Raw genomic sequence first — 26,203 nt, forward strand, 5'->3', positions numbered from 1 at the left:
CTCCCTCAAGATGGTGCCTCGTGTGGATTCACGATTTGCACTGTTGCCTCGGACCATACCTACTGATACATCTTGTGACAAGTGGTATTGTGTTGTCTTTTCCATTAAGCGGCCGTTGCGGGGCTGAGCAGCACCAGGCTGATGGGCAAAAATCTGGGAGGATTTGAATGATTGGCGTTGGAATTCTGGGCTCGGGCTTCATCGCCGAGACCTATGCGGACTCGCTGCTCGACGTGCGCAATGCCGAGCTGGTCGCCTGCTCGTCGCGCAGTTTCGAACGCGCCACAGCCTTCGCGAAGAAGTGGGGTCCCAAGGTTACCGCCCACAGGGACATCGACGCGCTGTGCGCCGACAAGGCGGTCGAGCTGGTGGTGATCGCGCTGCCCAATGAAATCCATCTCGAAGCCGTCAGGATCGCCGCCAAGCACGGCAAGGCCGTGATCTGCACCAAGCCATTGGCGCGCACCGGCAAGGAGGCGCAGGAGATCCTCGACATCGTCCAGCGCGCCGGCATCTGGCACGGCTATGCCGAATGCGCGGTGTTTTCGCCCAACATCGCCAAGGCCCACCAGATGATCCAGGCCGGCGGCATCGGCAATCTGCTCACCATGCGCGCCCGCGAGGCGCATTCGGGGCCGCATGCACCGCATTTCTGGAACGCCGAACTCGCCGGCGGCGGCGCCCTGCTCGACATGGGCTGCCACACCGTCGAAAGCGCGCGTCACTTCTTCGGCAAGGACAACGAAATCACCGAGGTGATGGCGTGGGGCGCAACGCTGGTGCACGGTGACAAGACAACCGGGGAAGACACGGCGATCGCGCTGCTGAAATTCGCCGGCGGCCAGCTGGCCACGATCGAATCCTCGTGGATCGAGAAAGGCGGCATGCAGCTGCGTCACGAACTGGTCGGCTCGGCCGGCCGCATCGTCACCGACACGTCGGTCGGGCCGGTCTGGGGTTTCATCGAGAAGCCGGTGGGCTATCTCGTCGAGAAGGCCGATGCCGAGACCGGCTGGGTCTATCCGGTGCCCGAGGAAACTCGCGCCTACGGTTTTTCGCAACAGATGCGGCATTTTGTGGAACACTTCGCGGCGGGGACGACGCCGCTGGAAACGTTCGAGGATGGCGTCATCGTCAACCACATAATTGACGCCTGCTACCGTTCGATGCGAACGGGCGTGTGGGAAAAGATCAGGGGTGACTGAGATGGAGGGCTCGCCACTGCAGTCGGACGGACCGGAGCCACTCTGGCGGCAAGCGGCCGATGCGATCCTGCAGGAGATCGCCAGCGGCAAGCTAGCCTCGGGCGCGCGGCTGCCGGCCGAGCGCGACCTGTTCACGCGCATGTCGATCTCAAGGGTGACCTTGCGCCGGGCCCTGCAGAGCCTTGTCGAGGAAGGCGTGCTGACGCCCTCGCACGGGCGCGGCTGGTATGTCTCGGCCAAGGTGCCGAAGGAATTTCCCAACACGCTGGAATCGTTCAGCGAAACCGCCAGGCGTCTCGGCCTGACGCCGTCCTCCGACGTGTTGCGCGCCGAACAGGCGCCGGCCTCGCTGGACGAAGCCGAGGAGCTTGCGATCGCGCCAGGCGCGACACTGTTTCATCTAGAGCGGATCCGGCGCCTCGACCAGGTTCCGGTCGCCGTCGACACCTCGTTCTTTGCAGCAAGCCTCGTTCCCGATCTCGGCCGCATCGACTTTCGCAACGCGTCGCTGTTCGGCCTGCTGATCGATGCCGGCGTCGACCTGGCGCGCGCCGAAACCACGATCGAAGCGCATGACGCCGATCCTGTACTGGCGCGCCATCTCGACATCGATGTCGGCAAGTCCACGCTGGTCATGCGCCAGCTCATCGTCGACACCGCCGGCCGGCCGCTGCTGTCCTCGACGATCCGCTACGCCGGCGACCGCTATCGCCTGCGCACATCCTTCTCCCGCACGGGCAAGACCGCCGCCCCTCGTATTGCGCCGCCACGGGTGGACCGCGAATAGCCGCCCGGGACGGCAGGAGCCGAGGGCGAAGAGGTCATAGCGGGTAAGCCAGCCATGATCAGAACCTACTCGAAGGAATAGGTGAAACCTTCCTTGGAGGCGCCGACCGTGACTTTTGTCATCTTTTCGCCCTCGAGCGAGCGGTTGAGCACGCCGCGGCTCAGTTCCGGCAGCAGCGTGTTGGTCAGGATGGCATCGATCATCCGCCCGCCGGATTCGATCTCGGTGCAGCGGGCCTTGACCAGATCCATGACACCGTCGCCGATCACCAATTCCGCATCGTTGGTTGCCCGCAGCCGGCGCGCGATCTTGGCAAACTGGTGACGGGTGATCGCCTCGATCATCGAATCCGAGAGCGGATAGTAGGGAATGGTCACCACCCGGCCGAGGAAGGCTGCAGGGAAGACCTTCAGCAATGGGCTGCGCAAGGCGGTATCGAGATCGTCGAGCCCGGCCCGCAGCGTACCATTCTTCGTGCGGTCCATGATGACCTCGGAGCCGACATTCGAGGTGAGCAGGATCAGCGTGTTCTTGAAATCGATCCGGCGGCCCTCGCTGTCGTCCATCATGCCCTTGTCGAAGACCTGGAAGAAGATTTCGTGCACGTCCGGATGCGCCTTCTCGACCTCGTCGAGCAGGATCACCGAATAGGGTTTTCTGCGCACGGCCTCGGTCAGGATGCCGCCCTTGCCGTAGCCGACATAGCCGGGCGGTGCACCCTTCAAGGTGGACACCGTATGCGCCTCCTGGAACTCGGACATGTTGATCGAGATCAGGTTCTGCTCGCCGCCATAGAGCGTTTCGGCCAGTGCCAGCGCGGTTTCGGTCTTGCCGACGCCCGAGGGGCCGCAGAGCAGGAAGACGCCGACCGGCTTTTCCGGCGCGCCGAGCCCGGCGCGGCTGGTCTGCACGCGTTTGGCGATCATCTCCATCGCATGATCCTGCCCGACCACGCGCTCGGACAAAGTGGCGGCGAGCTTGAGCGCCTTCTCGGTCTGGCTGGACAGCATCCGCCCGGTCGGGATGCCCGTCCAGTCCTGGACGACAGCCGCCACGGCATTGCGGTCGACCGACGGCAGGATCAGTGGTGTTTCGCCTTGCGCCTCGGCCAGTTCGGCCATCAGCTCGCGCAACCGGGCGAGATCGGCGGCCGGATCTGACGGCGCAGGATCGGCAACCGCCGGCACCTCGGCCTTGGCTTTGGCCGCCTTGCTCTTCGTCGTTTCCGTCTTTGTCGTTTCAGCCTTGGGCGGCTCAGTCTTGGGCACCTCAGTCTTGGGCACCTCGGTCTTGGGCACCTTGGTCTTTTCTGCGTCCGCCGCTGCCGCTTCGGTATCGGCCTCAGCGGTCGCCGCCGTATCGAGCGGCACGCCCTCGCCGCGCAGCCGCGCGCGCAATTCGAGGATCTCGGCAACCAGCGCCTTTTCGCGCTCCCAGCGCCCCTCGGCGGCGGCTAGCGTGGTCTCGGTTTCGGCGAGCCCGGCTTCAACGCGCGCCTGGCGGTCAGTCACCTCGATGCCGATCGCGGCCTCGCGACCGATGATGCCGCGCTCGACCTCCAGCGCCTGGCGGCGGCGCATGATGTCCTCGACCTCGGCCGGCGTGGCGTGCTGCGATATGGCGACACGGGCGCAGGCGGTGTCGAGAAGGCTCACCGCCTTGTCAGGCAGTTGCCGTGCCGGGATGTAGCGATGCGACAGGCCGACCGCCGCCTCGATCGCCTCATCGAGTATCTGCACCTTGTGGTGCTGCTCCAGGACGCCGGCCACACCGCGCAACATGAGGACGGCCACCGCCTCCGACGGCTCGTCGATCTTGACCACCTGGAAACGACGGGTCAGCGCCGGGTCCTTCTCGATGTGCTGCTTGTATTCGGCCCAGGTCGTTGCCGCGATGGTGCGAAGTTCGCCGCGTGCCAGCGCCGGCTTCAAGAGATTGGCGGCATCACCGGTGCCAGCCGCGCCGCCGGCGCCGATCAAGGTGTGGGCTTCGTCGATGAACAGGATGACCGGCGTTTCGGACGATTGAACCTCGTCGATGACGGCCTTCAGCCGTTTTTCGAATTCGCCCTTCACGCTGGCGCCGGCCTGCATCAATCCGACGTCGAGCATGCGCACGCTGACGCCTTGCAGTGTCGGCGGGACGTCTTCCGCAGCGATGCGCAAGGCAAAGCCCTCGACGACCGCGGTCTTGCCGACCCCGGCCTCACCGGTCAGGATCGGATTGTTCTGCCGGCGCCGCATCAGGATATCGACGATCTGCCGGATCTCCGGATCGCGGCCGACGACCGGATCGATCTTGCCGTCGCGGGCGCGCTGGGTCAGGTCGGTGGCGTATTTCGCCAGCGCCGAATCCCCGCCTGGAGCCCGCCGCGGCGCCTCTGGAGCGGAGACCGTGGTCGAGGCGCCGGCTTCGAGCGAACCCTCCACGACGTCGGCGAACCGCGCGATGACCGCGTCCGCGTCGATCTTGTCGAACTCGCCGCTGATCTTCGACAGCAGGCCTTCCAGCACCGGCGTCTTCAGGCAGGCAAGCAGAATATGGGCGCTGCGGACTTCCTCGACGCCGAACTCCAGCGTCGCCAGGTTCCAGGCTTCCTGAATGGCATGAAAGATATGGTCGGAGAATTCCTCGATCGAGGTGGCGCCATAAGGCAGCTTGTCGACGGCGCGGGTCATATCGGCCGTGAGCCGGCTCGCATCGACGCCTGCATCGGCGATGATCATCTGCACATCCGAGCGGTCGGAAAGCACCAGCTGCTCGATGAAATGGACGAGTTCGACGTAAGGATTGCCGCGCAGTTTGGCGGTGTCGGCAGCTGCCTTGAAGGCGCGGACACCGACAGGATTGAGCTTGCCGACCAGTTCCTTGCGCTTGAAAGTCTGCGATGACCGGCGCTGTTCCATCGAACGTGCTCCTGCAATCTGCCAGCCGGTAACGTGCCACATAAGCCGTCACTTGACAAAGCGCGTGATGGACCGATGTCGCGATGCCCGGTTTAGCCGGCTCCTTTCCATTTGTGGAAAGTCCCGCACCACTGGCTGCAAACAGCCACGGACTTGGGCGCGGCTCCGCAATGCGGTTCGCCTGCAGCTTCGGCAACCACACCACGGATTCCGGCACTCTGGAGGCGGTTGCGTTTAGCTTCTGTTAATTTTTGAGCCGTCGTTGAATTGTGGTAAAGTGCAACCGTGTGATAACGTCGCGTCACTTACGGTTTGAGGCCGGTCGCTGGGGGTTTGTGTGATTGATGTCGCACTCTGGCTTAGTCCGCTCGACGGTGGAAATCCGTCAGGGGAGGATTTGCGCAACGACCCGGCTTTTCATGAGCTGGAGCGCCTGACGGAGCCCGAGGTCAAGGTCGTCCACGACGGCAACAACAAGCCGACTTCGCAAAGCACCATTCCGGTCGACTGGTCCGCGGTGCTGGCAAAGGCGGCGGAATTGCGTGCGCATGGCCGCGACCTGCGCCTGCTCGTCATCGTCACGCGCGCGCTGGCCAATGAAGACGGACTGGCCGGGCTCGCGCAGGGTCTGACCCTCATTGCGCAGACCTTCGATCAGCATTGGGAAACCATGCATCCGGCCCTGCGGCCCAACGCTTCGCCTCGCGATGCCGCCTTGCGCCGTATCAACGCGCTGCTCGACCTCCAGAATGGTCAGGACGGGCTGTTGGCGAACCTGCGGCAGATGATTTTCTTTGCGCCACGCTCGATCGGGCCAATCAGCGGGCGCGACCTGGAACAAAGCGCGCTAGACGACCGTGTCATGCTCCAGGAAGCCGCCTCGGGGTTGAACACGGCAGAAAAGGCCGCACTTGTCAGTGCACACGGGCAATTGTTGAACCGGGTGCGTGCCGGATGTGCGGCACAGATAGATCAGGCCGGCGCAGAGATGGTCACGCTCGTTACCGACGCCCGGGCGGCGATCGCGGCCCTTGACGCGGTCGAAACCGCCCTCAACGCCCGCCTTGAGGGCGGCGGCGCTCCCGTTCCGGAATTAAAGCGGTTTCTGCAGCGTTTGCTGACGACCCTCGAACGGAACGCGGCAGCCGGCGCCGTGGCGAATGGTGCGGCCAAGCCGCCCACCCCGGCAGAACCGGCAACGCCTGCTCGAAACGGTCATGGAGCCGAGACTATGGCAAGTGCGGCAAGCTACGCGGACTCGAGCACGGGGCTACCCGACCGGATCTCCTCGCGCGACGACGTGGTCAAATGCCTCGACCTGGTCGTCGCCTTCTATGACCGCACCGAACCGTCGAGCCCCATACCGCATCTGGCACGGCGTGTGCGCCGCATGGTGCACATGGATTTCGTTGAACTGATGGAAGATCTCGCCCCGTCTGGGCTGAAGGAATTCCGGCTCCTTGCCGGCGTTCCCGATGTCAAGAAGACGGCTCAGAAGGATGAAAGGTAACAGCACATGCCAGCCGAAAGCAAAGCGAAGGTCATCGAACGAAATCGCGCGCCGCGGGTGCAGATCGCCTACGACGTGGAAACCTACGGTAGCCCGACGACGATCGAATTGCCGTTTGTCATGGCCGTGATGGCCGACCTTTCCGGCTCTTCGCAGACCAAGGAAGCGTCAAAATCGGTGCTGGACCGATCCTTCGTCGAGACCGACGCGAATCGCTTCCCCAAATTCATGGAGGCGCTCGGGCCACGCGTCAAAGCCCGGGTGAAGAACACGCTGCCGCAGGCCGAAGGTCAGGAGCGTGACGAGGAACTGGCGCTCGATCTCACCTTCACCAAGATGGCTGATTTCGCTCCGGACAAGGTTGCCGCGCAGGTGCCGCAACTGGCCGAGATCCTCAAGATGCGTCGTCAACTCGAGGAACTGCTCGGCTTCATGGATGGCCGCGTCGACGCCGAAAAACGCATTGCGCAGCTTCTCAACAACGAGCCGCTGCTTGGCAAGATCGCCAGCCAGGCGCTCGCCGACGACGACAAGGCAGGGGAGTAAACCATGGCCGAACAGCAAAAGACTGCTACCGTCGCCGCCGAGGCCGAAGCCATCGACCTCGGCGAATTCAGCGGGCTCCTCGAGAAGGATTTCAAGGTCAAGAAGGACGACAGCGAGAAGCTGCAGCAACTCGTGCGCAATCTCGCACTCGCGGCGCAATCGCGTTCCGACACCACGACCATTTCGTCCAATGCGATCAAGTCGATCAAGTCGCTGATCGCCGGCATCGACAAGATGCTGACGACACAGGTCAACGAGATCCTGCACGCGCCGGAAGTGCGCGAGATGGAAGGCACATGGCGCGGCCTCTGGTATCTCGTCAACAACACCGAGACGGATCAGAAGCTGAAGATCCGGGTGATGAACATCTCCAAGGAGCAGCTGGCCGACACGCTTGAAGACTATGAAGGCCAGATGTGGGACCAGAGCCCGATCTTCAAGAAAGTCTATACGGACGAGTATTCGATGCTGGGTGGCGAGCCGATCGGCTGTGTGATCGGCGCCTACGAATTCTCCAACCACCCGCGCGACGTCGGCCTGCTGCGCAATATCTCCGGCATCTGCGCCTCGGCGCACACGCCGTTCATCGCCGCCGCCTCACCGCGCCTGTTCCGCATGGACAGCTGGCAGGAATTGCCGAACCCGCAAGACCTGCAACAGATCGTCTCCAACCCGGCCTATGCCTCGTGGCAGTCGCTGCGCGAGAGCGAGGACGCCCGCTATATCGGCCTGACCATGCCGCGCGTTCTGGCTAGGCTGCCCTACGGCACCGATACCGTTCCAGTGAAGGGCTTCACCTTCGAGGAAGAGGTGCAGGGCGATCACAACAAATATGTCTGGATGAACGCCGCCTTCCCGATGGGCGTCAACATCAACCGCAGCCACAAGCTTTTCGGCTGGGGCACGCAGATCCGCGGCGTCGAGAATGGCGGCACGGTGCTCAATTTGCCGGTGCACAGCTTCCCGACCGACGATGGCTCGATCGCGATGAAATGTCCGACCGAAGTCGCCATCGACGACCGGCGCGAGGCCGAACTGGCCAAGCTCGGCCTGATGCCGATCCTGCACCGGAAAAACACCGATCTGGCGGCCTTCATCGGCGCCCACTCGCTGCAGGACGACGAGACGCGTGCCGGCCGGCTGGTCGACCCCGACGCCCAGTCGAACGAAAGGCTGAGCGCCAACCTGCCTTACCTCTTCCCGGTCTCGCGCTTCGCGCACTACCTCAAGGCGATCGCCCGCGACAAGGTCGGCTCGTTCAAGGAACGCTCCGACATGCAGATCTGGCTGACCGAGTGGATCAACCGCTACGTGCTGGCCAACCCGGCCTTCGCCGACGACAAGGCGCGCGCCAAACGGCCGCTTGCGGCGGCGGAAGTCCAGGTGGACAGCGTGGAAGGACGGCCGGGCTACTACAACGCCCGCTTCTATCTGCGCCCGCATTACCAGCTGGAAGGCATCAACGCCTCGCTGCGGCTGGTATCGGAACTGCCGTCCGTGAAGACCTGATTTGCAGCAACCAGACCTTGTTTTGTTTGAAAGCGGTGGAGAGAGACAATGCCAATGAAGATTGATGGTTTTCTGAAGGTTCCCGATATCAAGGGCCCAAGCACCCGCGACGGCCACTCGGACGAAATCGAAATCCATGGCGTCGATTACAAGATGGTCGCACCCTATGACCCGAACTCGCTCTCACGCCGCGGGCGCGTGTCCATGGGCATGATCAAGTTCATCAAACATTACGACAAATCCTCGCCCTATCTGAAAAAGGCACTGTTCGAGAACAAGGCGCTCGATGAAGTGGTGTTCTCCGCACGGCGGACCATCGATGGCGAGACCAAGGACTATCTGGTCGTCACGCTCACCGATGCCTCGATCATGGAATACGACATGTCGCAGGCCGAAGATGAGGAAGACCTGATCCAGGAAGAGGTCAGCTTCGCCTACAAGAAGATCAAGTTCGTCTATGACGGCAATGATGAAGCCGAAATGGATGTCTATGTCGGCAAGTGAGGTTCGGCGGCCCGGCGCGGGCAAGCAACAGATCGCGGGCAGCCTGCGGGCGAAAAGCGAGGCGGTCCAGCCGTCGCTGTGGGATCGCCTCGTCAACGACCTGCCGGGCCTGACCTCGGAGATAGACGGGCTGCGCCATGTCCTGCTGGACGAGCTTGGCGCGGACCGTCTCGACACCCTCGTTGCCGGCAGTGCACGGACCATCGACGCCGATGCGGAGCTGACGCCCGATCAGAAACGGCGTCTGCATCGCCTGGCCTTTCAGACCCAGCACCGCGTCGAGATCGAAAGCCGCGGCGTGGTGGTATCGGCCCGCGTGCTCAGGGAAGCGGTGCGGCGCGACATCGAGGCTCTGTTCAACACCGAGCGCTTCGAGGCCACGCCGCTGCTTTCCGACCTGGAAAACGAGCAGATGGCGGACAATCCACCGTCGCTCGCCGATTTTCCGGAGGTGCGTCGAAGCGTGGTCAATTACGGCGTGCCGTCCTTCTCGGGCCGGTCGTCCCGCGACTTCGACCGCGACGTGCTGGCGCGCGAAATCCGCTCGGTACTCGCCACCTTCGAGCCCCGCCTCAAGGAAAGCGCGACGAAGGTTACCGTCACCCTGGGCGACAAGACCGTGGGCCTGAAGATCGAGATCGATGCCGTGCTGATCATGACGCCCACACCGGAACGCATGCGCCTGCGCACCACGATCAATCTCGACAACGGCTTGGCGCGGACCGAAATTAGGGACGCCTGAGATGGATCGGGTCTTCGTCGAATATTACGAGGAGGAACTGACCCATATCCGGGGCCTTGCGGCGGAATTTGCCGACATGCATCCGGCGGTGGCGCGCAACCTTTCCCTCGATACGGTGCCCTGCCCGGATCCCTATGTCGAACGGCTGCTGGACGGCGTCGCCTTCCTCGCCGCGCGCACCCGGCTGAAAGTCGACGCCGAGCGCTCGCGATTTTCGCGCAGCGTGCTCGATGTCCTCTATCCCGATCTGGTCACGCCGGCGCCGGCAACGGCGATGGCCGTGCTGAAACCCGGCCAGCAGGTGCAGACCATGCCCGCCGGCCACGTCGTCAAGCGCAACACGCGGCTGGTGTCCAGCCTGCAACCCGGCCTGTCGACGCGCTGCACTTTCTCCACCGCGCAGGACATGACCCTGTGGCCGATAGCAATCACTTCGGTCAGCTATTTTCAAGATCGCAGTGCGCTGGCGGCGGCCGGCATAGGGCCGATCGGCGGCACCGGCGGCGAGGCGGCGCTGCGTTTGGCGCTGACGCGGACCGGAAAAGGCAAACTCGACGAATTGGCGCTCGACCAGCTTGACCTCTATTTTGCCGGGCGCACCAAGGCGCCGCTTCTGTTCGACGCGATCTTCGGCGCCTGCGTGGCCATTGGCGCACGACCGGAAGGCAAGACCAACCGGCTGTCGCCCCTGCCGGCTCCCGAAATGGTCGGCATCAGCGACGACGAGGCCCTGATGCCGCGCACCCGCCCGACATTCGAAGGGTACCGCCTGCTGCGCGAATACTTCGTCATGCCGGAGCGCTTTCACTATGTGCGGGTCCTGGGGCTGCAGCCGATGGTGCGCAAATGCGAGGCCGGACTGGAGATCATCTTCCTGTTCCGCCGCCCGACGCCCGAACTCGCCGACCTGACGCCGGCGGATTTCGAACTTTTCGCGACGCCGATCATCAATCTGTTCGAGCGTGAGTGCAACGTCGTCGAACTCGATCAGCGCAAGACGCGGCAGGTGCTGCACGCCGACCGCACGCGGGCGCGCGACTTCGAGATCTATCGTGTCCTGCGCGTCGAGGATGCCGACAGTGAAGGCAGCGACGCCGAGATACCGGAGCTGTTCAGCCTCGGGCAGAACCGCGGCAGCGGCTGGGTCTATTCGACGGAACGGCGCCCACGCCGGGCAACGGAGGATGAACGCGGCGACGGCCTGACCCGCACCTCATACACCGGGGACGATGTTTTCCTGGCCGTATCCCGGCCGCTCGCAAATCCGGCGAACCGGCCGTTGAAGCGTCTCGACATCATGGCGCTTTGCACCAACCGTGATCTGCCGATCCTCGATGACAATCCGACCTTGACGCTCGAAGCCGGTGACCCGGTCGAATCGGTCCGGCTGCTCGGTGCGTTGCGTCCGCCGCAGCCGGCCATCCCCGCCGCACTGCCCACCGGGGCCGATGGCGAATCCCGGGCCGACGATCTCGCCTGGCGGCTGGTGGCGCAGTTGGCGCTCAATTTCTTGAGCCTCGCCAAGGAAGGCCGCGGCGTCGACCCTCTGCATGCCCTGCTCGATCTCTACGCCGACCGCGGCGATCCGAGCCTTGCCCGCAACGTGCATTCGATCGTGCGCATCGACTCGCGGTCGGTGATCGAACGGCTGCAGATCGACGGGCCGATGTGCTTCGGGCGTGGCACGGAAGTGACGTTGCATGTCGATCAGTCGGTGCTGGCCGGGCAAAGCACCTTGCTGCTTTCGGCCTTGCTGGCGCGGCTGTTTGCCCGTCATGCCGGAATAAACGGCTTCGTGCGAACCCGCACGCGGCTGCTGCAGAAGCAGGAGGATGTGCCATGGCCGATGACGCCCGGCAATCGCTACCTGATCTAGACAAGGCACCTGATCTAGACAAGGCCAGCCCGGACCGGGCCGAAGGTCTGTCCGAAGCGTTCGACTTTTTCGAACTGCTGCGCCGTCTCGAACAGCGGAGCGGTCTGTTCGGCCATTCCGGACGCCCCGACCGCGAGCCGGCAAGGCTTGGCCAGCATGTTCGCCTCGCCTTTTCCGCGCGGGACCTGGTGCAATTCCGCGAAGCCAGCGACAAGGCGCCGGCTCGGGTCACGGTTGCAAATCTTGGTCTGTTGGGACCTGAGGGCCCGATGCCGCTGCATCTGACGCGCTGGGTGCTCGACCGCCTGTCGCAGCGCTGGTTCGCCGGCGCCGACGCACAGCAGACCAGCGACACGACATTCGTCGACTTCGTCAACATCCTTCAGCACCGCATGATTGCCCTCTACTACCGGGCCTGGGCGGATGCGCATCCGGCGGTCCAGGTCGAGCGCGCGGTCGGTGGCCGCGTCCGCGCCATGCTTGAAGCGATGGCGGGGATCGGGCTTCCCGGCACCCAAAATCCTGATCTCGACACTGTCAAGCTTCGCCAGGCCGCGTCGCTCGCCAGCCAGGTCGACGGCCCGGAACGGCTGACGCTGTTCCTGGCGGAAGCGTTCAAGGTGCCGGTTCAAATCAAGGAGTTCATCGCTGCCTGGATAACCATACCAACCGGACTCCAGACCCGCCTCGCAAAAGCCCATGCGGGGCTCGGCCGGGGGGCGACGATAGGCCCGCGCGTTTTCAACCGCCAAAGCAGGATCGAGCTGCGCGTCGGCCCTCTCGGTTTCGAGGAGTTCAAGGCGTTCCTGCCGGGCGGTCCGCGCCTCAAACTGTTCAAGCAAGCCGTTCGCGACATGGTCGGGGAGACGCTCGACGTCGATTTGCGCATCGTTCTGGCGCGTAAAGCCGTGCCGCCGCCCCGCATCGGAGCGGTCCAGCTTGGCCGGACCTCCTGGCTTGCGCGGCCCGCCGAAAGGGGCGATGCTGACGATCTGCGGCTGCGGACAATTGTCGGATGGCGGCCGGAAATGGCGGGGGTCGCGGCATGAGCCTGCTGCTGACGCTGGAGCAAGGGCCACGCACCCAGGCGGTACGGCAGACCCGGCTGGACGAAGGCGAGCTGGTGATCGGCCGCAGTGCGGATGCGGGCTGGCAGATCAACGATCCCGACATGTTCGTTTCCCGCGCCCATTGCAGGATTTCGGGCGGGCGAGATGGATATTTCGTCACCGACACGTCGAGCAGCGGGCTGTACATAAACGACTCCGACAGCCCGCTCGGTGCCGGCCAGTCGACGCGCCTTCAAAGCGGCATGCGGCTGAGACTTGGCGACTATGTCGTCTATGTCGACCTGCAGACGCCAACCGCCCAGGCACAAGCAGCCAGCCAGCCGGTTCCGGAACGCCTGCCGCCGGGATCGCGGGCGCCGCTGAACATCGGCAGTGACGACTTCTTTTCCGCCAAGGTCAAGGAAGAGCCGCGACGGCCGCGTCCGGCCGATCTGCCGAACCCGTTCGAGCAGCCGGTTGCGGGCGCGTTCGAGCGTGCCGCCTCCAGCCAGCGCAGCTCGCCTGCTTTCGATGATCCGTTCAGCCTCGACCCGGTTTCGACACCTGTGTCGACGGGTGTTGCCCCTTATCCCGAACCTGGCGCGCCAAGCTTCGCGGACCCGTTCAGCCTCGACTCGGTACCTCCCCTCAACGGGTCCACCGAACCTGCCGCCGGAAAGCCATCCGAATTCAAGGACGACTTTGGCTTCGGGCCAGCCGCGGCACCCAGTTCGGCAAACGGCGCCGGCGCGACCGGTCAGCGCGAACGAGCCCCCCTAAGGCCGCAATCCGCCAATCCCTGGGATCTGCCTGTGCAGGCAGCGGATGCTCCTCCTCCAATGCGGACGGGCGCTGCTCCCAAACCCGCCCGCCCGCCGGCAGCGGCGCGGCCGGGAGACATGGCGCTTCGCTCCGCATTCCTGCACGGCATGGGCGTCGAGGAAGCCGATTTCCCCGGGCGCGACAGCATCGCGGAAATGGAGAAGTTCGGCCGCGAATACCGGCTGATGATGGAAGGCCTGATGCAGCTTCTGCGCAAGCGCGCCGAGGAAAAGGGAAACGCGCGCGTCGCCCAGACCATGGTCGGGGCTTCCGAAGTCAATCCGCTCAAGTTCCTGCCGACGGTCGACGATGCCATCGTCACGCTTATCGCCGAGCGCAGCCCCGGATTTCTCGCCGGCGAAGCGGCTATCGCCGACGCGGTCCGCGATCTCGCGCAACACCACGTGCGCGCCTGGCGCGGCGTGCAGGCCGCCTTGCGTCGGATGGTCGACCGTTTTGATCCGGCAGTGATCGAGGCAGAGCTGAAATCGAATTCGGCGATCGGCACCCTGTTTTCGGGCGGGCGCGGCGCCAAGCTGTGGGAGCTCTACCAGAAACGCCATCGTGAAATCGCCGAGAGCGCGGAGAAAAGCTTTCTCGGCGAAATCGGCGCCGATTTTCGGGACGCATATGAGGAGGAGTGAGACATGATCGACCGACGCGAATTTATCGTTGCCCTGGGCGCGACCGGGCTGCTTACGGCTTGCCAGAGCGGCCCGCCAAAACCATCGGTGATCACGGTCAACGTGACCGGTGGGGCCGGCATGAACCCGGGACCAGGCGGCGGCGACCGGCCGGTGACAGTTCTCGTGATGCGGTTGCGCAGCACCGGCAAATTCAATTCCGCCGACTATTTTGCCCTGCAGGGCGATGCCGGCTCCGCGCTGGGCGGCGATCTCATCGGATCCGACCAGATCGCTGTAGGGCCGGGAAAATCCGCGTCCAAGACCATCACCGTCGAGCCGGACGCCACGGCGCTGGGCTTCGTTGCGCTGATCCGCGAGCCGACCGGCAAGAACTGGCGGACGACCAAGTCGGTGTCGCCGGGATCAAAGTTCACGATCAATGTCACGCTTGGCAGCGGCGGTATTTCCGCCTAGCGGCCGGGGCAAGGGGAGCTCAATGCAGAGAGTAGCGGCATGAGCGATGCAAACAGGGTGCTGTGGTCCGAAGGCCTTTTCCTGCGGACCCAGCATTTCCAGCAGCAGGATCGCTTTTTCGAGGCGACGGTGCGCGGCGCGTTGCAGGCCGGGCAGTTGCATACGTTCGGCTTCCAACAGCTGACGCTGGACCAGGCGTTGCTCGATGCCGGCCAGGTCGCGATCCTGTCCGCTCGTGGCATCTTCCCGGACGGGACACCTTTCGCCATTCCCGAGATGATGGACGCGCCGCGACCGTTGCCGGTTACGCCAGACATGGGCGCCGGACCGGTGCTGGTCGCCTTGCCGCTGGAGCCTCCCGGTGGTGTCGGCTTCGATCCCGCACACGCCGCCGCCTCGGGAGCGCGCTATCATGGGCGGATCGTTTCGGTGCGCGACGCCGTCCAGGGCGGTTCAGACCCGGAAGAAATCGAAATCGCCCGTCCGCAGGCGCTGCTGCTGGCGCCCGGCAGGTCGGTCGGCGGCTACACGGCCTTGCCGATCGCCGACCTCAAGGGGGTTCGAGCCGATGGTGGCGTCTCGCTGGACGAGACCTTCCTGCCGCCGACGCTGGTGACCGGCGCTGTGGCCTGGTACCGGCAATTGCTTCTGGAAGTCGTCACGGGGCTCGACCAGATCGCCGAGGCGCATGGCAAGATGGTCATGGGCGGGCCGGGGCGCAGCGTCGAAGACCTGCTGATGCTCAACCTCGCCAATGCGGCGCGGCCGCGGCTGGCCCACATGCTGGCGCAGGATGTCTTCCATCCGGCCGAGCTTTACCTGGAGCTTGCCGGGCTCGCCGGTTCGATGGCGACCTACGGATCGAGCGCGCGGCGGCTGGGCGAATTGCCCGCCTACGATCACATGGCGCCGGGACCTGCATACATGGCGCTGGCGGATGCGCTGCGCTCGCTCATCCTCAGCTTGCGCTACATCGAGCCGAAATCGCGTGCGCTGCCGGTCATGCGGCATTCGACCAATGTCTGGAAAATCCGCATCGACAATCCGAAGCTGCTGGTGGCCAGCCGCATCGTCATCCGGGTCGGTTCGGAGCTGTCGGAAGACGCGCTGCGCAAGATATTCGTCAACCAGGCGACTGTTGGCTCGGCTGACCAGTTCGAGGGCTTGTGGAAATCGCGCTTGCCCGGCATTCCGCTGAAACCGCTTCATTCCCAGCCGCGCGAAATCCCTTACGACGGCGATCGGCTATGCCTCGAGCTGGACCAGAAAAGCGAGCACTGGGCGTCGCTGCTCGATGCCCCCGGCTTCGTCATCGGCGTTTCGGGCGTGTTGCCAAGCGAGCCGCAGGTGGACTGCTACTCGGTGAACAGGTGAGATGATGAGCCGCGATGATCCTTTCGGACTGTCGGAGGATCGCGAACGCACCCGCATACGGCTGACCGGCGCGCCGACGCCGCGGCCGATGGCGCCGCTCTTGCCGGGCGCGGCGGTAAAGCGGTCTCGCACCCACCCGAACGCGCTCGTCAACGCATTCGCGCCCTTGCTCGAATTCGCGCCCGAGCTTGAAAGCGCGCTGGCGCCGGAGAACCCGGAAGCGCTGCGCACCCGTCTGCTTGAAGAACTGGTTCGGGCACGCGACACGGCAATGTCGACGGGGTCCTCCATGGAGCGGGCCGATCAGGCGGCCTGGGTGGTGGCGGCGTTGCTCGACGATCTCGCCCTGAACACGCCCTGGGGCGGGGCCAGCGCCTGGCCGCGCCAGCCGCTTGTGGTGATGCTGCGCGGCGATGTCGATGCCGGCACGCAGTTCTTCACGCGCCTCGACGAACTGGAACGCCATCCCAACCGCGATCGGGAATTGCTGGAACTGCAATATGATTGCATGGCGCTCGGCTTCCGCGGCAAATATCGCGTGCCTGGCCGCTCAGGCGACCGCTCGCTCAACGCCGTTCGCGTCGCGGCGGCACGCTTCCTGCGCGATGCCGACGCTGAAGGCGCGCCACTGTCGCCAAACTGGAAGGGCGTGATCGCCTCCGACGAGCCGCAGCGCTTCATCGTGCCGATCTGGGTCATGGCGCTCGGCGCGGCAGTCATCGCCACCGCAATCCATGTCGGGCTGTCGATGGGACTGAGCAGCCAGGCGGTCGAGCTTTCTGCCCTCGTGCGCGCATTGCCGCCGCCTGAACGCGGCGATGTCAGCCGGACCTCGCCCAAGGTCGACGCCCCGCCGCCGGAAAAAGTGGATTTTGCGCTGTTGCCGGAATTCCAGGCCGGCGCGCCGGCCGGCCTCAAATCCGCCCTCAGCGGCACCGAGAGCGTTTCGCTGGCCAAGCTGATCATCCAGGCTTCCAATCCCGAACTGTTCCAGTCGTCGCGGCCACAACTGACCGACGGCTTCGAGCCCCTGATCGCTTCGATCGCCAAGGTGATCCTCGCCAATCAGGAGCTGATCGGGAACATCACGGTGATCGGTCATACGGACGGCGTTCCCCTGCAGAAGACCAACCCGCTGTCGACCAACCAGCGGCTGTCGGAGGCGCGCGCCCAGACGATCGCCGACATGCTGGTCCAGAACGGCGTGCCGCAGGATCGCGTCCATTCCGAGGGCCGCGCGGCCACGGACCCGGTGGCCAGCGACAGCACGCGCGAGGGGCGAGCCTTGAACCGCCGCGTCGAGGTGCTCGTCGAAAAGAGGCTGTGAGATGTTCATCCTGCGCTTCCTCTGGGCGGTTCTGACATCGCGCTGGCTGTGGACGCTGATCGGCATCACGCTGCTTTCCCTGGTCATCTGGGTGTTCGGTCCGATCGTCAGGGTCGGTCCCTACGAACCCTTCGCTTCGGAAAATGTGCGCATCGTCATCATCGCGCTGCTGGTCATCTTCTGGCTGATCTGGCTGATCGTCGCCCAACGCCGGGCGATCCGCGCCAACCGCATGTTCGTCGCCGAGATTGCAGCGCCCGTGGCGGAAAAGCCGCTCAGTCCCGGCGAAGAGAACGTCGCCGCCGTGGGTGCCAAATTCGCCGAGGTGATGGCCGAACTGAAGCGCCGCAAGCTCGGCGGACGCAAGTTCCTGCGCGAGATGCCATGGTACGTGATCGTCGGCCCGCCGGCCACCGGCAAGACCACGGCCTTGCGGCAGTCCGGACTGAATTTTCCGATCGACCTCACCGACGATCTGCAAGGGGTCGGCGGCACGCGCAACTGCGACTGGTTCTTTTCCGAGAACGCGGTTCTGATCGACACCGCCGGCCGCTATGTCCAGCAGGAGAGCCAGCCTGACGTCGACGCGGCGGAATGGCTGGGCTTCCTCGACCTTCTGAAGAAGCATCGCGGCCGCCGCGCGCTCAACGGCGTGATCGTCGCGCTTTCGATCGACGTGCTTTCGGAGGGCGACGAAGCGATAAAGGCGCATGGCCGCAAGATCCGCCGCCGGCTGGCCGAGCTCAACGACCGGCTCGAAATCCGCCTTCCGGTCTATCTGATGCTGACCAAGGCCGATCTGATCAAGGGTTTCGAGGCTTTCTTCGGCGGCCTGTCGACCGCCTCGCGCGAACAGGTCTGGGGAACGACCTTCGCGCTGGATGCGCGTGTCGATGCCAAGACCATCGAACGCGAAATTTCGACGCTGGCGACGGAACTGGAGCGGCGGCTGGTGCCGCGCCTGGAGGACGAAGACAAGCTCGCCGCCCGCGCCGAGATCTTCAGGTTTCCAGCCCAGCTGTCCAGCCTGTCCGAACCGATCCAGGTGCTGGTCGAGGCGATGTTCGGCGAAAGCCGCTATGAGGAGGCCGCCTGGCTGCGTGGCCTCTATCTGACATCGGCGACGCAGGAAGGGGCGCCCATCGACCGGCTGACCGCGGCGCTGTCGTCGTCCTTCGGCCTGCCGCCACGGCGAGCCCTGCCCGCGCCAAGGGTCGAGAAACGCAGCTTCTTCCTGAAGAACCTGCTCACCGACGTCATCTTCAGGGAAGCCGGCCTCGGCACGTTCGATCCGCTGGCGCAGCGTCGCCGCGCCTGGATCTGGCGCGGTGCCGCGGCTGCATGCGCTGTGGTGGCCTTGCTGGCCGGCGGGCTGTTCACGTGGTCTTATTTTGACAACCGTAACGCGATCACGGCCCAGGCAGGCCAGTTCGAAGCGCTGCAGACGCCGCTGACCGCCGTTGCCGCCAGCCCGGCATCGGTGCAGCAGCCCGCCATCGACAGCGCGCTCGAAGCGATGGACGCGGTCGCGAATGCCCGGACAGCATCGCCGGGCGCCCCCCAGGATCTGCTGGGACCATCGGCCTCGGCGGAACTGGTGCGGGCGCAGACCGACACCTACGACCACGCCCTGCGCAACGTGCTCGAGCCACGGATGGTCGCGCTGCTCGAGGCGACCATGTGGCGGCAGATCCGCGATCCGGATTTCATGCTCGGAGCGCTCAAGACCTATCGCATGATGACCGGCCTGTCGCAGATGGATGCCGATTTCGCCCAGAACTGGTGGGTCAACAGCCTGCCGGAATTCGCGGCAGCGGCACCCTTTCCGACCGCCGATGCCGAGGAGCATCAGCTTGCCGCCATCCGCCGCATGGCGGTCGACGAAAGCTATGTCGCGCCCGACCAGGCCCTGGTCGCCGAAGCGCTGAAAACCGTGTGCACGATCTCTTTGCCGGCACGCGCCTACAAGCAGTTGCTGGCCGATCCTGAGGTGGCCGGGCTCAAGGAGTGGATCCCGGCCAATTTCGCCGGTCCCAATGGCGGCAAGGTGTTTGCGCGGCGTTCCGACAAGACGCTTCGCGTCGGCATTGCCGGAGCCTTCACCTACGCCGGCTTCCACGACGCCATTCTCGACCGCATCGACGATGTCGCCGCCCAGGCGGCGCTCGATCGTGCGGTTTTCGCCGGCGGCTGCTCGGAGAATTCCGAGACCTCGGTCTCGGCGCTGTCCGAGGACATTCTGAAGCTCTACTATGACGACTACATCGCACAATGGGACAGCTTCCTGCGAGACATGCGGCTCGCGCCACTGACCGATCTCAATGTCGCCAGTGAAAACCTGAAGGACCTCTCGAGTGCCGATTCAGCGCTGAAACGGCTGCTGACGGCGATCGTACAGGAGACCGAACTGACGCGCTCCGACGAGGCGCCCGCTGACGACAAGGCGGCGGCCAAGGGCGCCTCGAAACTGCTCGGCAAGCTGGGAAAACTCGGCAAGCTGGCGACAAGCGGTGCGAAGCTGCTTCCCCGCGCCGGGTCAGCCAGCGAGGTGGACCTGACCGGCAATCTGGTAGCCGAACATTTCAAGCCGCTGAAGAGCACCATTGCCGAGGTCGACGGCCAGCCGCCGGCACTGGATGCCGCCGTTGTCGCGCTGACCGCGCTGTCGAACGTGCTGCAGACGGTCACCGCGAACCCCAATCCGCAGGATGCCATCAAGAAGCAGGGCGGCCTTGCCGAGTTGACCGGCGCGGTCGCCAGGCAAGCACAGATCCTGCCCGACCCGATCAACGCCTGGCTCGGTGGCATTGCCGGTGACACCAGCAATTTGACGCAGAAGGCGGTCACTTCGGAGCTCAACGCCATCTGGCGGGCGGACATACTGCCGTTCTGCCAGGCCGCGCTGAACGACCGCTATCCATTCAGCGCCGACAGCGCGGTGGACGTCAATGTGCGTGATTTCGCCCGCCTGTTCGGACCGGCCGGGCTGATCGACGGTTTCATCAACGACCACCTGATCAACTATGTCGACACCACCAGCCAGCCGTGGAAATGGCGCGCCGATTTCGGCCTCGATCCTTCGGCGCTGGCGGCGTTCGAGCAGGCCAGGCATATCCGCGACGATCTCTTTCCCGGCGGTACCGGACCGGTGATGAGCTTCACGCTCGAACCGAAGGATCTGTCTCCCAACGTCACGCGCGTCACGCTCAATCTCGATGGCCAGACCCTCGTCTACTTCAACAACGCGACGCGGCCGCAACCGATGACCTGGCCCGGCAAGGATGGCACCGGCGTCATTTCGCTCGCCTTCCAGCCCATCGACGGATCGCCCGAAATCATGCTCAACGAGACCGGCAGTTGGGCTTGGCTGAGGATGCTGCGCAGCGGCCGTTTCGCCGGTACAGCGCTCTCCGATGTCTACAGCCTGCGACTGGGCACGAAAGGCATGTATGCCGATTTCGAGCTCAAGGCGGCCAGCGTCGAGAACCCCTACAATCTGCAGATGTTCAAGAAATTCTCATGTCCGCCGCAGATATGATCTTACCCGGCTTCTACGGCAAAATGCCCGCCACCGGCGATTTCGTGACGCGGCGGCTGTCGGGCGACTTTGTTCGCGGCTGGGACCGCTGGCTGGCGCAGCATCTCGTGCCGCTGTTTGGCTCGGAATTTTGGCCGAGCACAACCGCGCTGCGCTTTCTGGCTGGCCCGGCTTCCTTCGGCGCATCGGCAGGCATCATTGTGCAAAGCGCCGACAGGGTCGGCAGGAAGTTCCCTCTGAGTGTCGTTGCGCTGCTTTCTGAAGCTCCCGTTTTGCTGGCTGACGCCGAAGCGTGGTTTTCCCGGATCGAAGAAGTGGCCATCGCCGCCCAGAACGGCGCGCTGACGCCCGACGAACTGGATGCCGCGCTGGCCGGACTGCCGGTGCCATCCGTCGAGCCGGGCGAAGAGGTCATCAGCGGCATGGTGATGTGGACGGCCCGTTCGGACATTTTCGACCTCGATCCGCAATCGCCGCAAACGACGCTGGAACAAATCCTCGCCGCCAGTTGGGAGACCAGCTGATGCGGATCTGGAACCAGTTGGGTTACCAGCACGAGTTCAGCGTCAGCGCGGACACGACCGGGCGTGATTGGGTCGTCGTGGTGGTCAAGGGCACGTTCGACTTTCCCGTGACGGCTGGCGGGTTGGTGCAAAGATCAGCAGAACAGGTGCCGCTGGTATTTGCCGACACACATACCGGTGAACCCGGCTACTCCGCCACACTATGGGAAACCGATTTCGCCTTCCGCAAACCGCGCTGCGACGTGATCGCAAATGGCTACGCCTACGCGCCGGGCGGGCGCCCGGCCGAGCGCGTGCCGGTCGGCATCAAGGTTGGCAATTGGTCAAAACTGTTCGAGGTCGTCGGCCACCGCGAATGGCGCGCCATCGGTCCGGTTTTTACCGCCACATCGCCGCAACCCTTCCTGAAACTGCCCATCTCCTATGACGTCGCCTGGGGTGGCGTCGACAGGCTGGATGCGGAGGACAAGCTCCCCGCCAGCTACAAATACAACCCGGTCGGAACCGGGTGGTCGCGCACCAGGAACCAGCGCCTCATCCCCGGCCTGCGTCTACCGAACACGCAAGCTGTCGGCGAAGAGATCCGCTCACCGTTCGGCGACTACAAGCCGATGAGCTTTGGCCCGATGGGCCGCGGTTGGCCGGGCCGCATCGAATATGGCGGCACCTATGACGACAACTGGGCCAACAACATTTTCCCGTTTCTGCCGCCGGACTTCGACGAACGCTACTTTCAGGTGGCCCCGTCCGACCAGCAAATCGATCCGCCGCGCGGTGGCGAGGAAATGCAGCTCATCAATTTGACGCCAAGCGGGCGCGAACATTTTAGAATGCCAGCCACGGCCATCAAAGTTGCAATGTTCAAGGGCTACACCAAGGCATTCGAGGCCGATATTCATCCGGACACTGTTTTGTTCGACACCGAAAATCGGCGCTTTTCATTGGTCTGGCGCGTGTCGCAACGCCTCCAGCGCACGATCCTCGACTTTACAGAATGCTGGGTCGGGCCGCCGACGCCAGGCATGCTCCACGCCAAAGCCGTCAAGAAGCCCTACGTGCGGCCGATCGCGGAGCCGATTCAGCGGGAGGCAGAGGACGCATGACGGCTGCGCTCGACATCGTGGCGACCGGGATGGTGACGGCTGTCGGCCTTGATGCGCCGTCGTCTTGTGCGGCGCTCCGCGCCCGCCTGGACGGCTTCAAGGAGACTCAGTACGCCGACGATGAAGGCGAGTGGCTGCTTGGCTCCCCTGTCACCATGCCACGAAAATGGATCGGCCAGAAGCGTATGACCCATATGCTGGCGGCTGCGATAAGCGAGATATGCACCGCGGTGCCACAAGCACGCGAACGGACGCCGATGTTGTTGTGCCTTCCGGAGGCGTCGCGGCCTGGTTCACCCGTCCAGGATGCCTCTGCGTTCTTGCGGAATGTATGTGCTATCCTTGAGATGGCCGTCGACCCACGATCGCGCACCATATCGCATGGCCGGCCATCCGGTCTGGTAGCACTTGAGCAGGCGCGCCGGCTGCTGGCCGAAGGGGGAACGTCAGCAGTCATTGTTGCAGGGGTAGACAGCTACCTCACTCCCGAAGCGATAGGCTTCTATCTGGCGAACCGTCGCTTGCTGGCCACCAACAATCCGAACGGTTTTATTCCCGGCGAGGCCGCGGCCGCTGTGCTGTGCACCCATGCTGGTCATGGATCCGGACTAAGGCTGCACGGTCTGGGCCTCGCCCGAGAGAATGCATACATCTACAATGAGGCTGACGAACCGCTGCGCGGGGACGGATTGACGACCGCCTATCGGCACGCGCTGAAGGAGGCCGGCATCGAGATGAACCAGTTGGGGTTCCGTATTTCGGACCTTATCGGCGAGCAGTACTGGTTCAAGCAAACGGCCCTGGCAAGCCTTCGGCTCGTGCGGGGTGCCCACGACTTTCAGGACCTGTGGTCGCCGGGTGAATCGCTTGGAAATATCGGAGCGGCGGCGGTGCCCGTGATGATCGGCATGGCGTTTGCGGCGGCAAGGAAGGGCTACGCGGCGGGCAATCCGGTCCTGATCGAGGCGTCCGAAGACTCCGGCGCGTGCGGCGCAGCCATCTTTGCTGCGAGGGCCGCATAGATGACAGTCTACGCCAACAGTCTCGAAGTCGCATGCAAGGCGCAGGGCAACAAGGTCATAGCGGCCTTTCCTGATGTCTGCTTCACGCCGCCGGAGAATCCGGCAACGCCCCCTGGCGTTCCGATTCCCTATCCTTCTTTCGGCTTCGACAGCGACACGGACAAGGGCACCAGCACCGTCAAGATCGGCGGCCAGACGATCACGCAGAAAAACAAATCCTACTACACCAAGACAAGCGGCACTGAAGCGGGCTGCGCGACCAAGAAAGGCATCATCACATCGAAGAATACCGGCAAGGAATACGCCGTCGCCTGGTCGAGCAATGTCAAGGCCGACGGCGAGCCCGTCAACCGGATGACGGACCTGTCGACCAACAATCATGCTTCACCGCAGGGAAATACGCTGACCTTTCCGAAACTGGCCACCGGCGCCGGAGTCATCTACAGCACGGAAAAATGCCTGATTGGCTCTTATGACGCGATCGCCGCGGTCTGCAACGACAATGGCGGCGAGGCACATCATATCGTACCGGACAAGTGTTTCCGAACGGGCAGTCGGGCGGACGCGGATGTTGCATCGACGCGCATCGCCAATGCTCCGACGCTCGGAGAGGGGGTATGCATCTGTCTCAGTCCTGATGATCACGAACGGATTCATGAGGCTGACCGTGAGCAGATCGTTACGCTGGGCCGACCCGGTCTGGCCAAACTCAAAGGCAAAAAACTAGCGGATGCGAAAGCTAAGTTGAAAACCCAGGGCAAACTCGGCGTTGCGCCGATGAGCAAGATTACCGAAGCAACCATTTCATGTCTCGACGACCTTCAGGATCTCAATGCGAATTGCATCAAGAAGGCAAAGGAAGCGGTGGAGGCGCAGCAAAGCGCATTCGGGGCCAGCCAGAAGGGTAGAACCTCCAACCCATTGCCCGGCAAGGAAGCCAAGAAGACGATGAAGCCGCCAAAGCCCAGAAAATAGACCGACACACCAGGAGTACGCAGATGAAGATTCGAGCGTCGGGCTACATTGCTCCAGATCTTATCGCCGCGGTCCCAACCGAGCTTGACGACGAGGATCCGTATTCGCGTTTCCTCATGTTTCAGGACACGACAGAGCAACAGGTCGCGGATGTCGACATCCCTCGAACAGTCGTTTCCGTTTGCGCCTACCCATTCGAGAGCGACAACGAGAATGTGTTCGTCGCTCTAACCAATGAGGGCGACCTCTACTTTCTTACCGAGGACGTGGACTACGAAAAGATCCCCGGTGCCGGCGTCCTCAGCGAGGATGCCGAGGATCTTGGTTCGACGCTTGGCATCACCCAAAAAGCGGGCATCCTCTATGTTTGCGGCGACGGTTCCCAAGTCTATTTTAGACCCAGGAAGGATGAATGGGTCCGGATTTGTGAGCGTGACGTCGATGGGATGGCAAACAATTTCTTGGAGGGCATCGCCGCGATCAGCCCGAACAAACTGGCGGTCTGCGGATACACCCACAGCCGCCCCAAGCATGCCGCGCGAGGTTGCCTTTACTTCTACAACGATGGGGAATGGGGCCAGGCAGAACTCCCAAACAATCAGTCCTTGTATGATCTTGTCTTTGTGGACGCATCGCGTCTCGTTGCCGTGGGCGGCGGCGGTACTATTGTTACGGGAACAGGACCTGGCACGATGGAGGACGCCTCCGTCGAAGGTTTGCTCGAGAAGTTCCTCCGTATCCGCTTGGACAGATCGAAACTCTATGTGTTGGGTAAGACGGCAATCTTCGTATTCGACACGAAGCTGACCCTGTTGGACACCATACCCCTGCCCGCCGAGTATCGCAGCCCGAAGAACATCGAGGTCAAGGAAGGCATCATCTGGTACTTCGATCGTGAAGGCTTGGCTCGTCACGACGGCATAGGCTGGACTCTCATGCCTGTGCCTCCCGAACTCCTCGAAAGATCGGAATAGTCTGCCTCGGAACGTTACTTGTAGAGGGTCGCCTCAGGCTTTTCCCAAATTGACTTCGATAAAGCGCTGCACCTTGGCAAGATCAAGGTCGATGATGCGGATCGGCTTTTGAGCGGAGAGCATCTGAACCACGAACAGTTCTCCCGCTTCCGGGAACTCTTCGAAGCGCTGTTGCGCGATCTTTCGGCCGGCCTCACCCGCGACCCTGGCTCCATCAAGAAAAGCTTCAAGGCGCTCTATCAACCTCGCAAGGCGCTCATCATCCATGTCCGGGTTTTCATCAGGATGCAGCAAATGGTAATGGTACACGGTCCACAGGAACGCTGCCTGTTCAACATGCTGGCGCACGATCTCGTACAGGATTGGCGCCGGCATCAGTTCAGGTTCACGGAGCCGCCGCGGATTCGATTGGCCGCGCTGGCGTGGCTGGTGACATAGGTTCCTCGGATGGTGATGTGGCCATCCTTCTCCATGATAATTACGGACTTGCCGCAACGCAGTTCGATGCGCTCATTGCCGACAATATGGACCAACTCACCGTCGCGCACGATCTGCTGCGCGTGAGCCCGACGTGAAGGCTCCACAAGTTTACCCACGATCAGCGGGTGCAAGGGATCGCCCTCCTGAAAGAGCAGCGCAACTTCGGCGCCGATCATGCTGGCGTCGAGTTTGGTCAGGCTTCGCGCGGCGATCGCTGTCTCGACAGGGTTTCCAGGAAAGACCACCAGCGGCGATGTGTCGTCAAATCCCAGGAAAATGCCGATTACGACACCATCGATGCGATCACGAACTTCGGCCATGCTTCGTCCC

22 protein-coding genes are annotated in these 26,203 nt (G+C 63.6%); 19 read left to right on the plus strand and 3 right to left on the minus strand.

Going from position 1 to position 26,203, the window contains the following annotated elements; all coding sequences use genetic code 11:
- Positions 1–167: 167 nt before the first annotated feature.
- Positions 168–1,205, plus strand: coding sequence for a Gfo/Idh/MocA family protein (locus tag DBIPINDM_RS08880; RefSeq protein ID WP_258585386.1), 1,038 nt, complete (start codon positions 168–170; stop codon positions 1,203–1,205).
- A 1-nt stretch (position 1,206) separates the two neighbouring features.
- Positions 1,207–1,992, plus strand: a complete 786-nt coding sequence (locus tag DBIPINDM_RS08885) for a GntR family transcriptional regulator (protein ID WP_258589227.1) — start codon at positions 1,207–1,209, stop codon at positions 1,990–1,992.
- 65 nt (positions 1,993–2,057) lie between these two features.
- Here the strand turns inward: DBIPINDM_RS08885 and DBIPINDM_RS08890 are convergent, their stop codons facing one another.
- Positions 2,058–4,898 (minus strand): ATP-dependent Clp protease ATP-binding subunit, encoded by a 2,841-nt coding sequence (locus tag DBIPINDM_RS08890; RefSeq protein WP_258585387.1) that lies wholly within the window; start codon positions 4,896–4,898, stop codon positions 2,058–2,060.
- A gap of 337 nt (positions 4,899–5,235) precedes the next feature.
- Here DBIPINDM_RS08890 and tssA point away from each other — a divergent pair, with 337 nt between their 5' ends.
- The 17 genes from tssA to DBIPINDM_RS08975 are packed head-to-tail and all read left to right on the plus strand — an operon-like array spanning position 5,236 to position 25,393.
- The gene (gene tssA / locus DBIPINDM_RS08895; protein ID WP_258585388.1) at positions 5,236–6,408 is read left to right on the plus strand and encodes a type VI secretion system protein TssA; all 1,173 of its coding nucleotides are present in this window, start codon (positions 5,236–5,238) and stop codon (positions 6,406–6,408) included.
- A gap of 6 nt (positions 6,409–6,414) precedes the next feature.
- Entirely contained in the window at positions 6,415–6,954 is a 540-nt protein-coding gene (gene tssB / locus DBIPINDM_RS08900; protein WP_258585389.1) for a type VI secretion system contractile sheath small subunit, read from the plus strand.
- A gap of 3 nt (positions 6,955–6,957) precedes the next feature.
- Positions 6,958–8,463, plus strand: coding sequence for a type VI secretion system contractile sheath large subunit (tssC, locus tag DBIPINDM_RS08905; RefSeq protein WP_258585390.1), 1,506 nt, complete (start codon positions 6,958–6,960; stop codon positions 8,461–8,463).
- Between the two features lie 54 nt (positions 8,464–8,517).
- On the plus strand, positions 8,518–8,967 hold the full coding sequence (locus tag DBIPINDM_RS08910) for an Hcp family type VI secretion system effector (protein WP_416361774.1): 450 nt from the start codon (positions 8,518–8,520) through the stop codon (positions 8,965–8,967).
- Complete coding sequence (tssE, locus tag DBIPINDM_RS08915) at positions 8,954–9,709, plus strand: type VI secretion system baseplate subunit TssE (protein WP_172234890.1); 756 nt, start codon at positions 8,954–8,956, stop codon at positions 9,707–9,709. Before DBIPINDM_RS08910 ends, tssE begins: the two co-directional genes overlap by 14 nt.
- A gap of 1 nt (position 9,710) precedes the next feature.
- Positions 9,711–11,585: a type VI secretion system baseplate subunit TssF gene (gene tssF, locus DBIPINDM_RS08920; RefSeq protein ID WP_258585391.1), complete on the plus strand. Its 1,875-nt coding sequence runs from the start codon at positions 9,711–9,713 to the stop codon at positions 11,583–11,585.
- Positions 11,549–12,634, plus strand: a complete 1,086-nt coding sequence (gene tssG / locus DBIPINDM_RS08925) for a type VI secretion system baseplate subunit TssG (RefSeq protein ID WP_258585392.1) — start codon at positions 11,549–11,551, stop codon at positions 12,632–12,634. The genes tssF and tssG overlap by 37 nt, the downstream gene beginning before the upstream one ends.
- Positions 12,631–14,100 carry a type VI secretion system-associated FHA domain protein TagH gene (tagH, locus tag DBIPINDM_RS08930; RefSeq protein WP_258585393.1) on the plus strand — a complete coding sequence of 490 codons (1,470 nt, stop codon included), beginning with the start codon at positions 12,631–12,633 and terminating at the stop codon, positions 14,098–14,100. Before tssG ends, tagH begins: the two co-directional genes overlap by 4 nt.
- Before the next feature lie 3 nt (positions 14,101–14,103).
- Positions 14,104–14,556: a type VI secretion system lipoprotein TssJ gene (gene tssJ, locus DBIPINDM_RS08935; RefSeq protein ID WP_258585394.1), complete on the plus strand. Its 453-nt coding sequence runs from the start codon at positions 14,104–14,106 to the stop codon at positions 14,554–14,556.
- A 39-nt stretch (positions 14,557–14,595) separates the two neighbouring features.
- The gene (gene tssK / locus DBIPINDM_RS08940) at positions 14,596–15,930 is read left to right on the plus strand and encodes a type VI secretion system baseplate subunit TssK (RefSeq protein WP_258585395.1); all 1,335 of its coding nucleotides are present in this window, start codon (positions 14,596–14,598) and stop codon (positions 15,928–15,930) included.
- A 4-nt stretch (positions 15,931–15,934) separates the two neighbouring features.
- The gene (icmH, locus tag DBIPINDM_RS08945) at positions 15,935–17,257 is read left to right on the plus strand and encodes a type IVB secretion system protein IcmH/DotU (protein ID WP_258585396.1); all 1,323 of its coding nucleotides are present in this window, start codon (positions 15,935–15,937) and stop codon (positions 17,255–17,257) included.
- Position 17,258: 1 nt separating this feature from the next.
- Complete coding sequence (gene tssM / locus DBIPINDM_RS08950; RefSeq protein ID WP_258585397.1) at positions 17,259–20,795, plus strand: type VI secretion system membrane subunit TssM; 3,537 nt, start codon at positions 17,259–17,261, stop codon at positions 20,793–20,795.
- A gap of 23 nt (positions 20,796–20,818) precedes the next feature.
- Complete coding sequence (gene tagF / locus DBIPINDM_RS08955; RefSeq protein ID WP_258585398.1) at positions 20,819–21,319, plus strand: type VI secretion system-associated protein TagF; 501 nt, start codon at positions 20,819–20,821, stop codon at positions 21,317–21,319.
- Entirely contained in the window at positions 21,319–22,422 is a 1,104-nt protein-coding gene (locus DBIPINDM_RS08960; RefSeq protein ID WP_258585399.1) for a DUF2169 family type VI secretion system accessory protein, read from the plus strand. The genes tagF and DBIPINDM_RS08960 overlap by 1 nt, the downstream gene beginning before the upstream one ends.
- Entirely contained in the window at positions 22,419–23,444 is a 1,026-nt protein-coding gene (locus tag DBIPINDM_RS08965; protein ID WP_258585400.1) for a beta-ketoacyl synthase N-terminal-like domain-containing protein, read from the plus strand. Before DBIPINDM_RS08960 ends, DBIPINDM_RS08965 begins: the two co-directional genes overlap by 4 nt.
- Positions 23,445–24,419, plus strand: a complete 975-nt coding sequence (locus DBIPINDM_RS08970; protein ID WP_258585401.1) for a DUF4150 domain-containing protein — start codon at positions 23,445–23,447, stop codon at positions 24,417–24,419.
- A gap of 23 nt (positions 24,420–24,442) precedes the next feature.
- Positions 24,443–25,393 carry a hypothetical protein gene (locus tag DBIPINDM_RS08975; protein WP_258585402.1) on the plus strand — a complete coding sequence of 317 codons (951 nt, stop codon included), beginning with the start codon at positions 24,443–24,445 and terminating at the stop codon, positions 25,391–25,393.
- Between the two features lie 33 nt (positions 25,394–25,426).
- Here the strand turns inward: DBIPINDM_RS08975 and DBIPINDM_RS08980 are convergent, their stop codons facing one another.
- Together DBIPINDM_RS08980 and DBIPINDM_RS08985 are read right to left on the minus strand one after the other, a co-directional pair.
- Positions 25,427–25,768: a hypothetical protein gene (locus DBIPINDM_RS08980; protein WP_258585403.1), complete on the minus strand. Its 342-nt coding sequence runs from the start codon at positions 25,766–25,768 to the stop codon at positions 25,427–25,429.
- The gene (locus DBIPINDM_RS08985; RefSeq protein ID WP_127254921.1) at positions 25,768–26,193 is read right to left on the minus strand and encodes a DUF6484 domain-containing protein; all 426 of its coding nucleotides are present in this window, start codon (positions 26,191–26,193) and stop codon (positions 25,768–25,770) included. Before DBIPINDM_RS08985 ends, DBIPINDM_RS08980 begins: the two co-directional genes overlap by 1 nt.
- Between the last annotated feature and the right edge of the window lie 10 nt (positions 26,194–26,203).

Source organism: Mesorhizobium sp. AR02, assembly GCF_024746835.1.
Taxonomy (GTDB): Bacteria; Pseudomonadota; Alphaproteobacteria; order Rhizobiales; family Rhizobiaceae; genus Mesorhizobium.

Excerpts from the sequence above, each read along its gene's own strand:
- tssG (WP_258585392.1), top strand. The coding sequence starts at position 11,549 with ATGGCCGATGACGCCCGGCAATCGCTACCTGATCTAGACAAGGCACCT.
- tssB (WP_258585389.1), top strand. The coding sequence starts at position 6,415 with ATGCCAGCCGAAAGCAAAGCGAAGGTCATCGAACGAAATCGCGCGCCG.
- tssC (WP_258585390.1), top strand. The coding sequence starts at position 6,958 with ATGGCCGAACAGCAAAAGACTGCTACCGTCGCCGCCGAGGCCGAAGCC.
- tagH (WP_258585393.1), top strand. The coding sequence starts at position 12,631 with ATGAGCCTGCTGCTGACGCTGGAGCAAGGGCCACGCACCCAGGCGGTA.
- tssK (WP_258585395.1), top strand. The coding sequence starts at position 14,596 with ATGAGCGATGCAAACAGGGTGCTGTGGTCCGAAGGCCTTTTCCTGCGG.
- DBIPINDM_RS08910 (WP_416361774.1), top strand. The coding sequence starts at position 8,518 with ATGAAGATTGATGGTTTTCTGAAGGTTCCCGATATCAAGGGCCCAAGC.
- DBIPINDM_RS08885 (WP_258589227.1), top strand. The coding sequence starts at position 1,207 with ATGGAGGGCTCGCCACTGCAGTCGGACGGACCGGAGCCACTCTGGCGG.
- DBIPINDM_RS08985 (WP_127254921.1), bottom strand. The coding sequence starts at position 26,193 with ATGGCCGAAGTTCGTGATCGCATCGATGGTGTCGTAATCGGCATTTTC.
- tssJ (WP_258585394.1), top strand. The coding sequence starts at position 14,104 with ATGATCGACCGACGCGAATTTATCGTTGCCCTGGGCGCGACCGGGCTG.
- DBIPINDM_RS08880 (WP_258585386.1), top strand. The coding sequence starts at position 168 with ATGATTGGCGTTGGAATTCTGGGCTCGGGCTTCATCGCCGAGACCTAT.
- DBIPINDM_RS08965 (WP_258585400.1), top strand. The coding sequence starts at position 22,419 with ATGACGGCTGCGCTCGACATCGTGGCGACCGGGATGGTGACGGCTGTC.
- DBIPINDM_RS08970 (WP_258585401.1), top strand. The coding sequence starts at position 23,445 with ATGACAGTCTACGCCAACAGTCTCGAAGTCGCATGCAAGGCGCAGGGC.
- icmH (WP_258585396.1), top strand. The coding sequence starts at position 15,935 with ATGAGCCGCGATGATCCTTTCGGACTGTCGGAGGATCGCGAACGCACC.
- tssE (WP_172234890.1), top strand. The coding sequence starts at position 8,954 with ATGTCGGCAAGTGAGGTTCGGCGGCCCGGCGCGGGCAAGCAACAGATC.
- DBIPINDM_RS08980 (WP_258585403.1), bottom strand. The coding sequence starts at position 25,768 with ATGCCGGCGCCAATCCTGTACGAGATCGTGCGCCAGCATGTTGAACAG.
- tssF (WP_258585391.1), top strand. The coding sequence starts at position 9,711 with ATGGATCGGGTCTTCGTCGAATATTACGAGGAGGAACTGACCCATATC.
- DBIPINDM_RS08890 (WP_258585387.1), bottom strand. The coding sequence starts at position 4,898 with ATGGAACAGCGCCGGTCATCGCAGACTTTCAAGCGCAAGGAACTGGTC.
- DBIPINDM_RS08975 (WP_258585402.1), top strand. The coding sequence starts at position 24,443 with ATGAAGATTCGAGCGTCGGGCTACATTGCTCCAGATCTTATCGCCGCG.
- DBIPINDM_RS08960 (WP_258585399.1), top strand. The coding sequence starts at position 21,319 with ATGCGGATCTGGAACCAGTTGGGTTACCAGCACGAGTTCAGCGTCAGC.
- tssM (WP_258585397.1), top strand. The coding sequence starts at position 17,259 with ATGTTCATCCTGCGCTTCCTCTGGGCGGTTCTGACATCGCGCTGGCTG.
- tagF (WP_258585398.1), top strand. The coding sequence starts at position 20,819 with ATGCCCGCCACCGGCGATTTCGTGACGCGGCGGCTGTCGGGCGACTTT.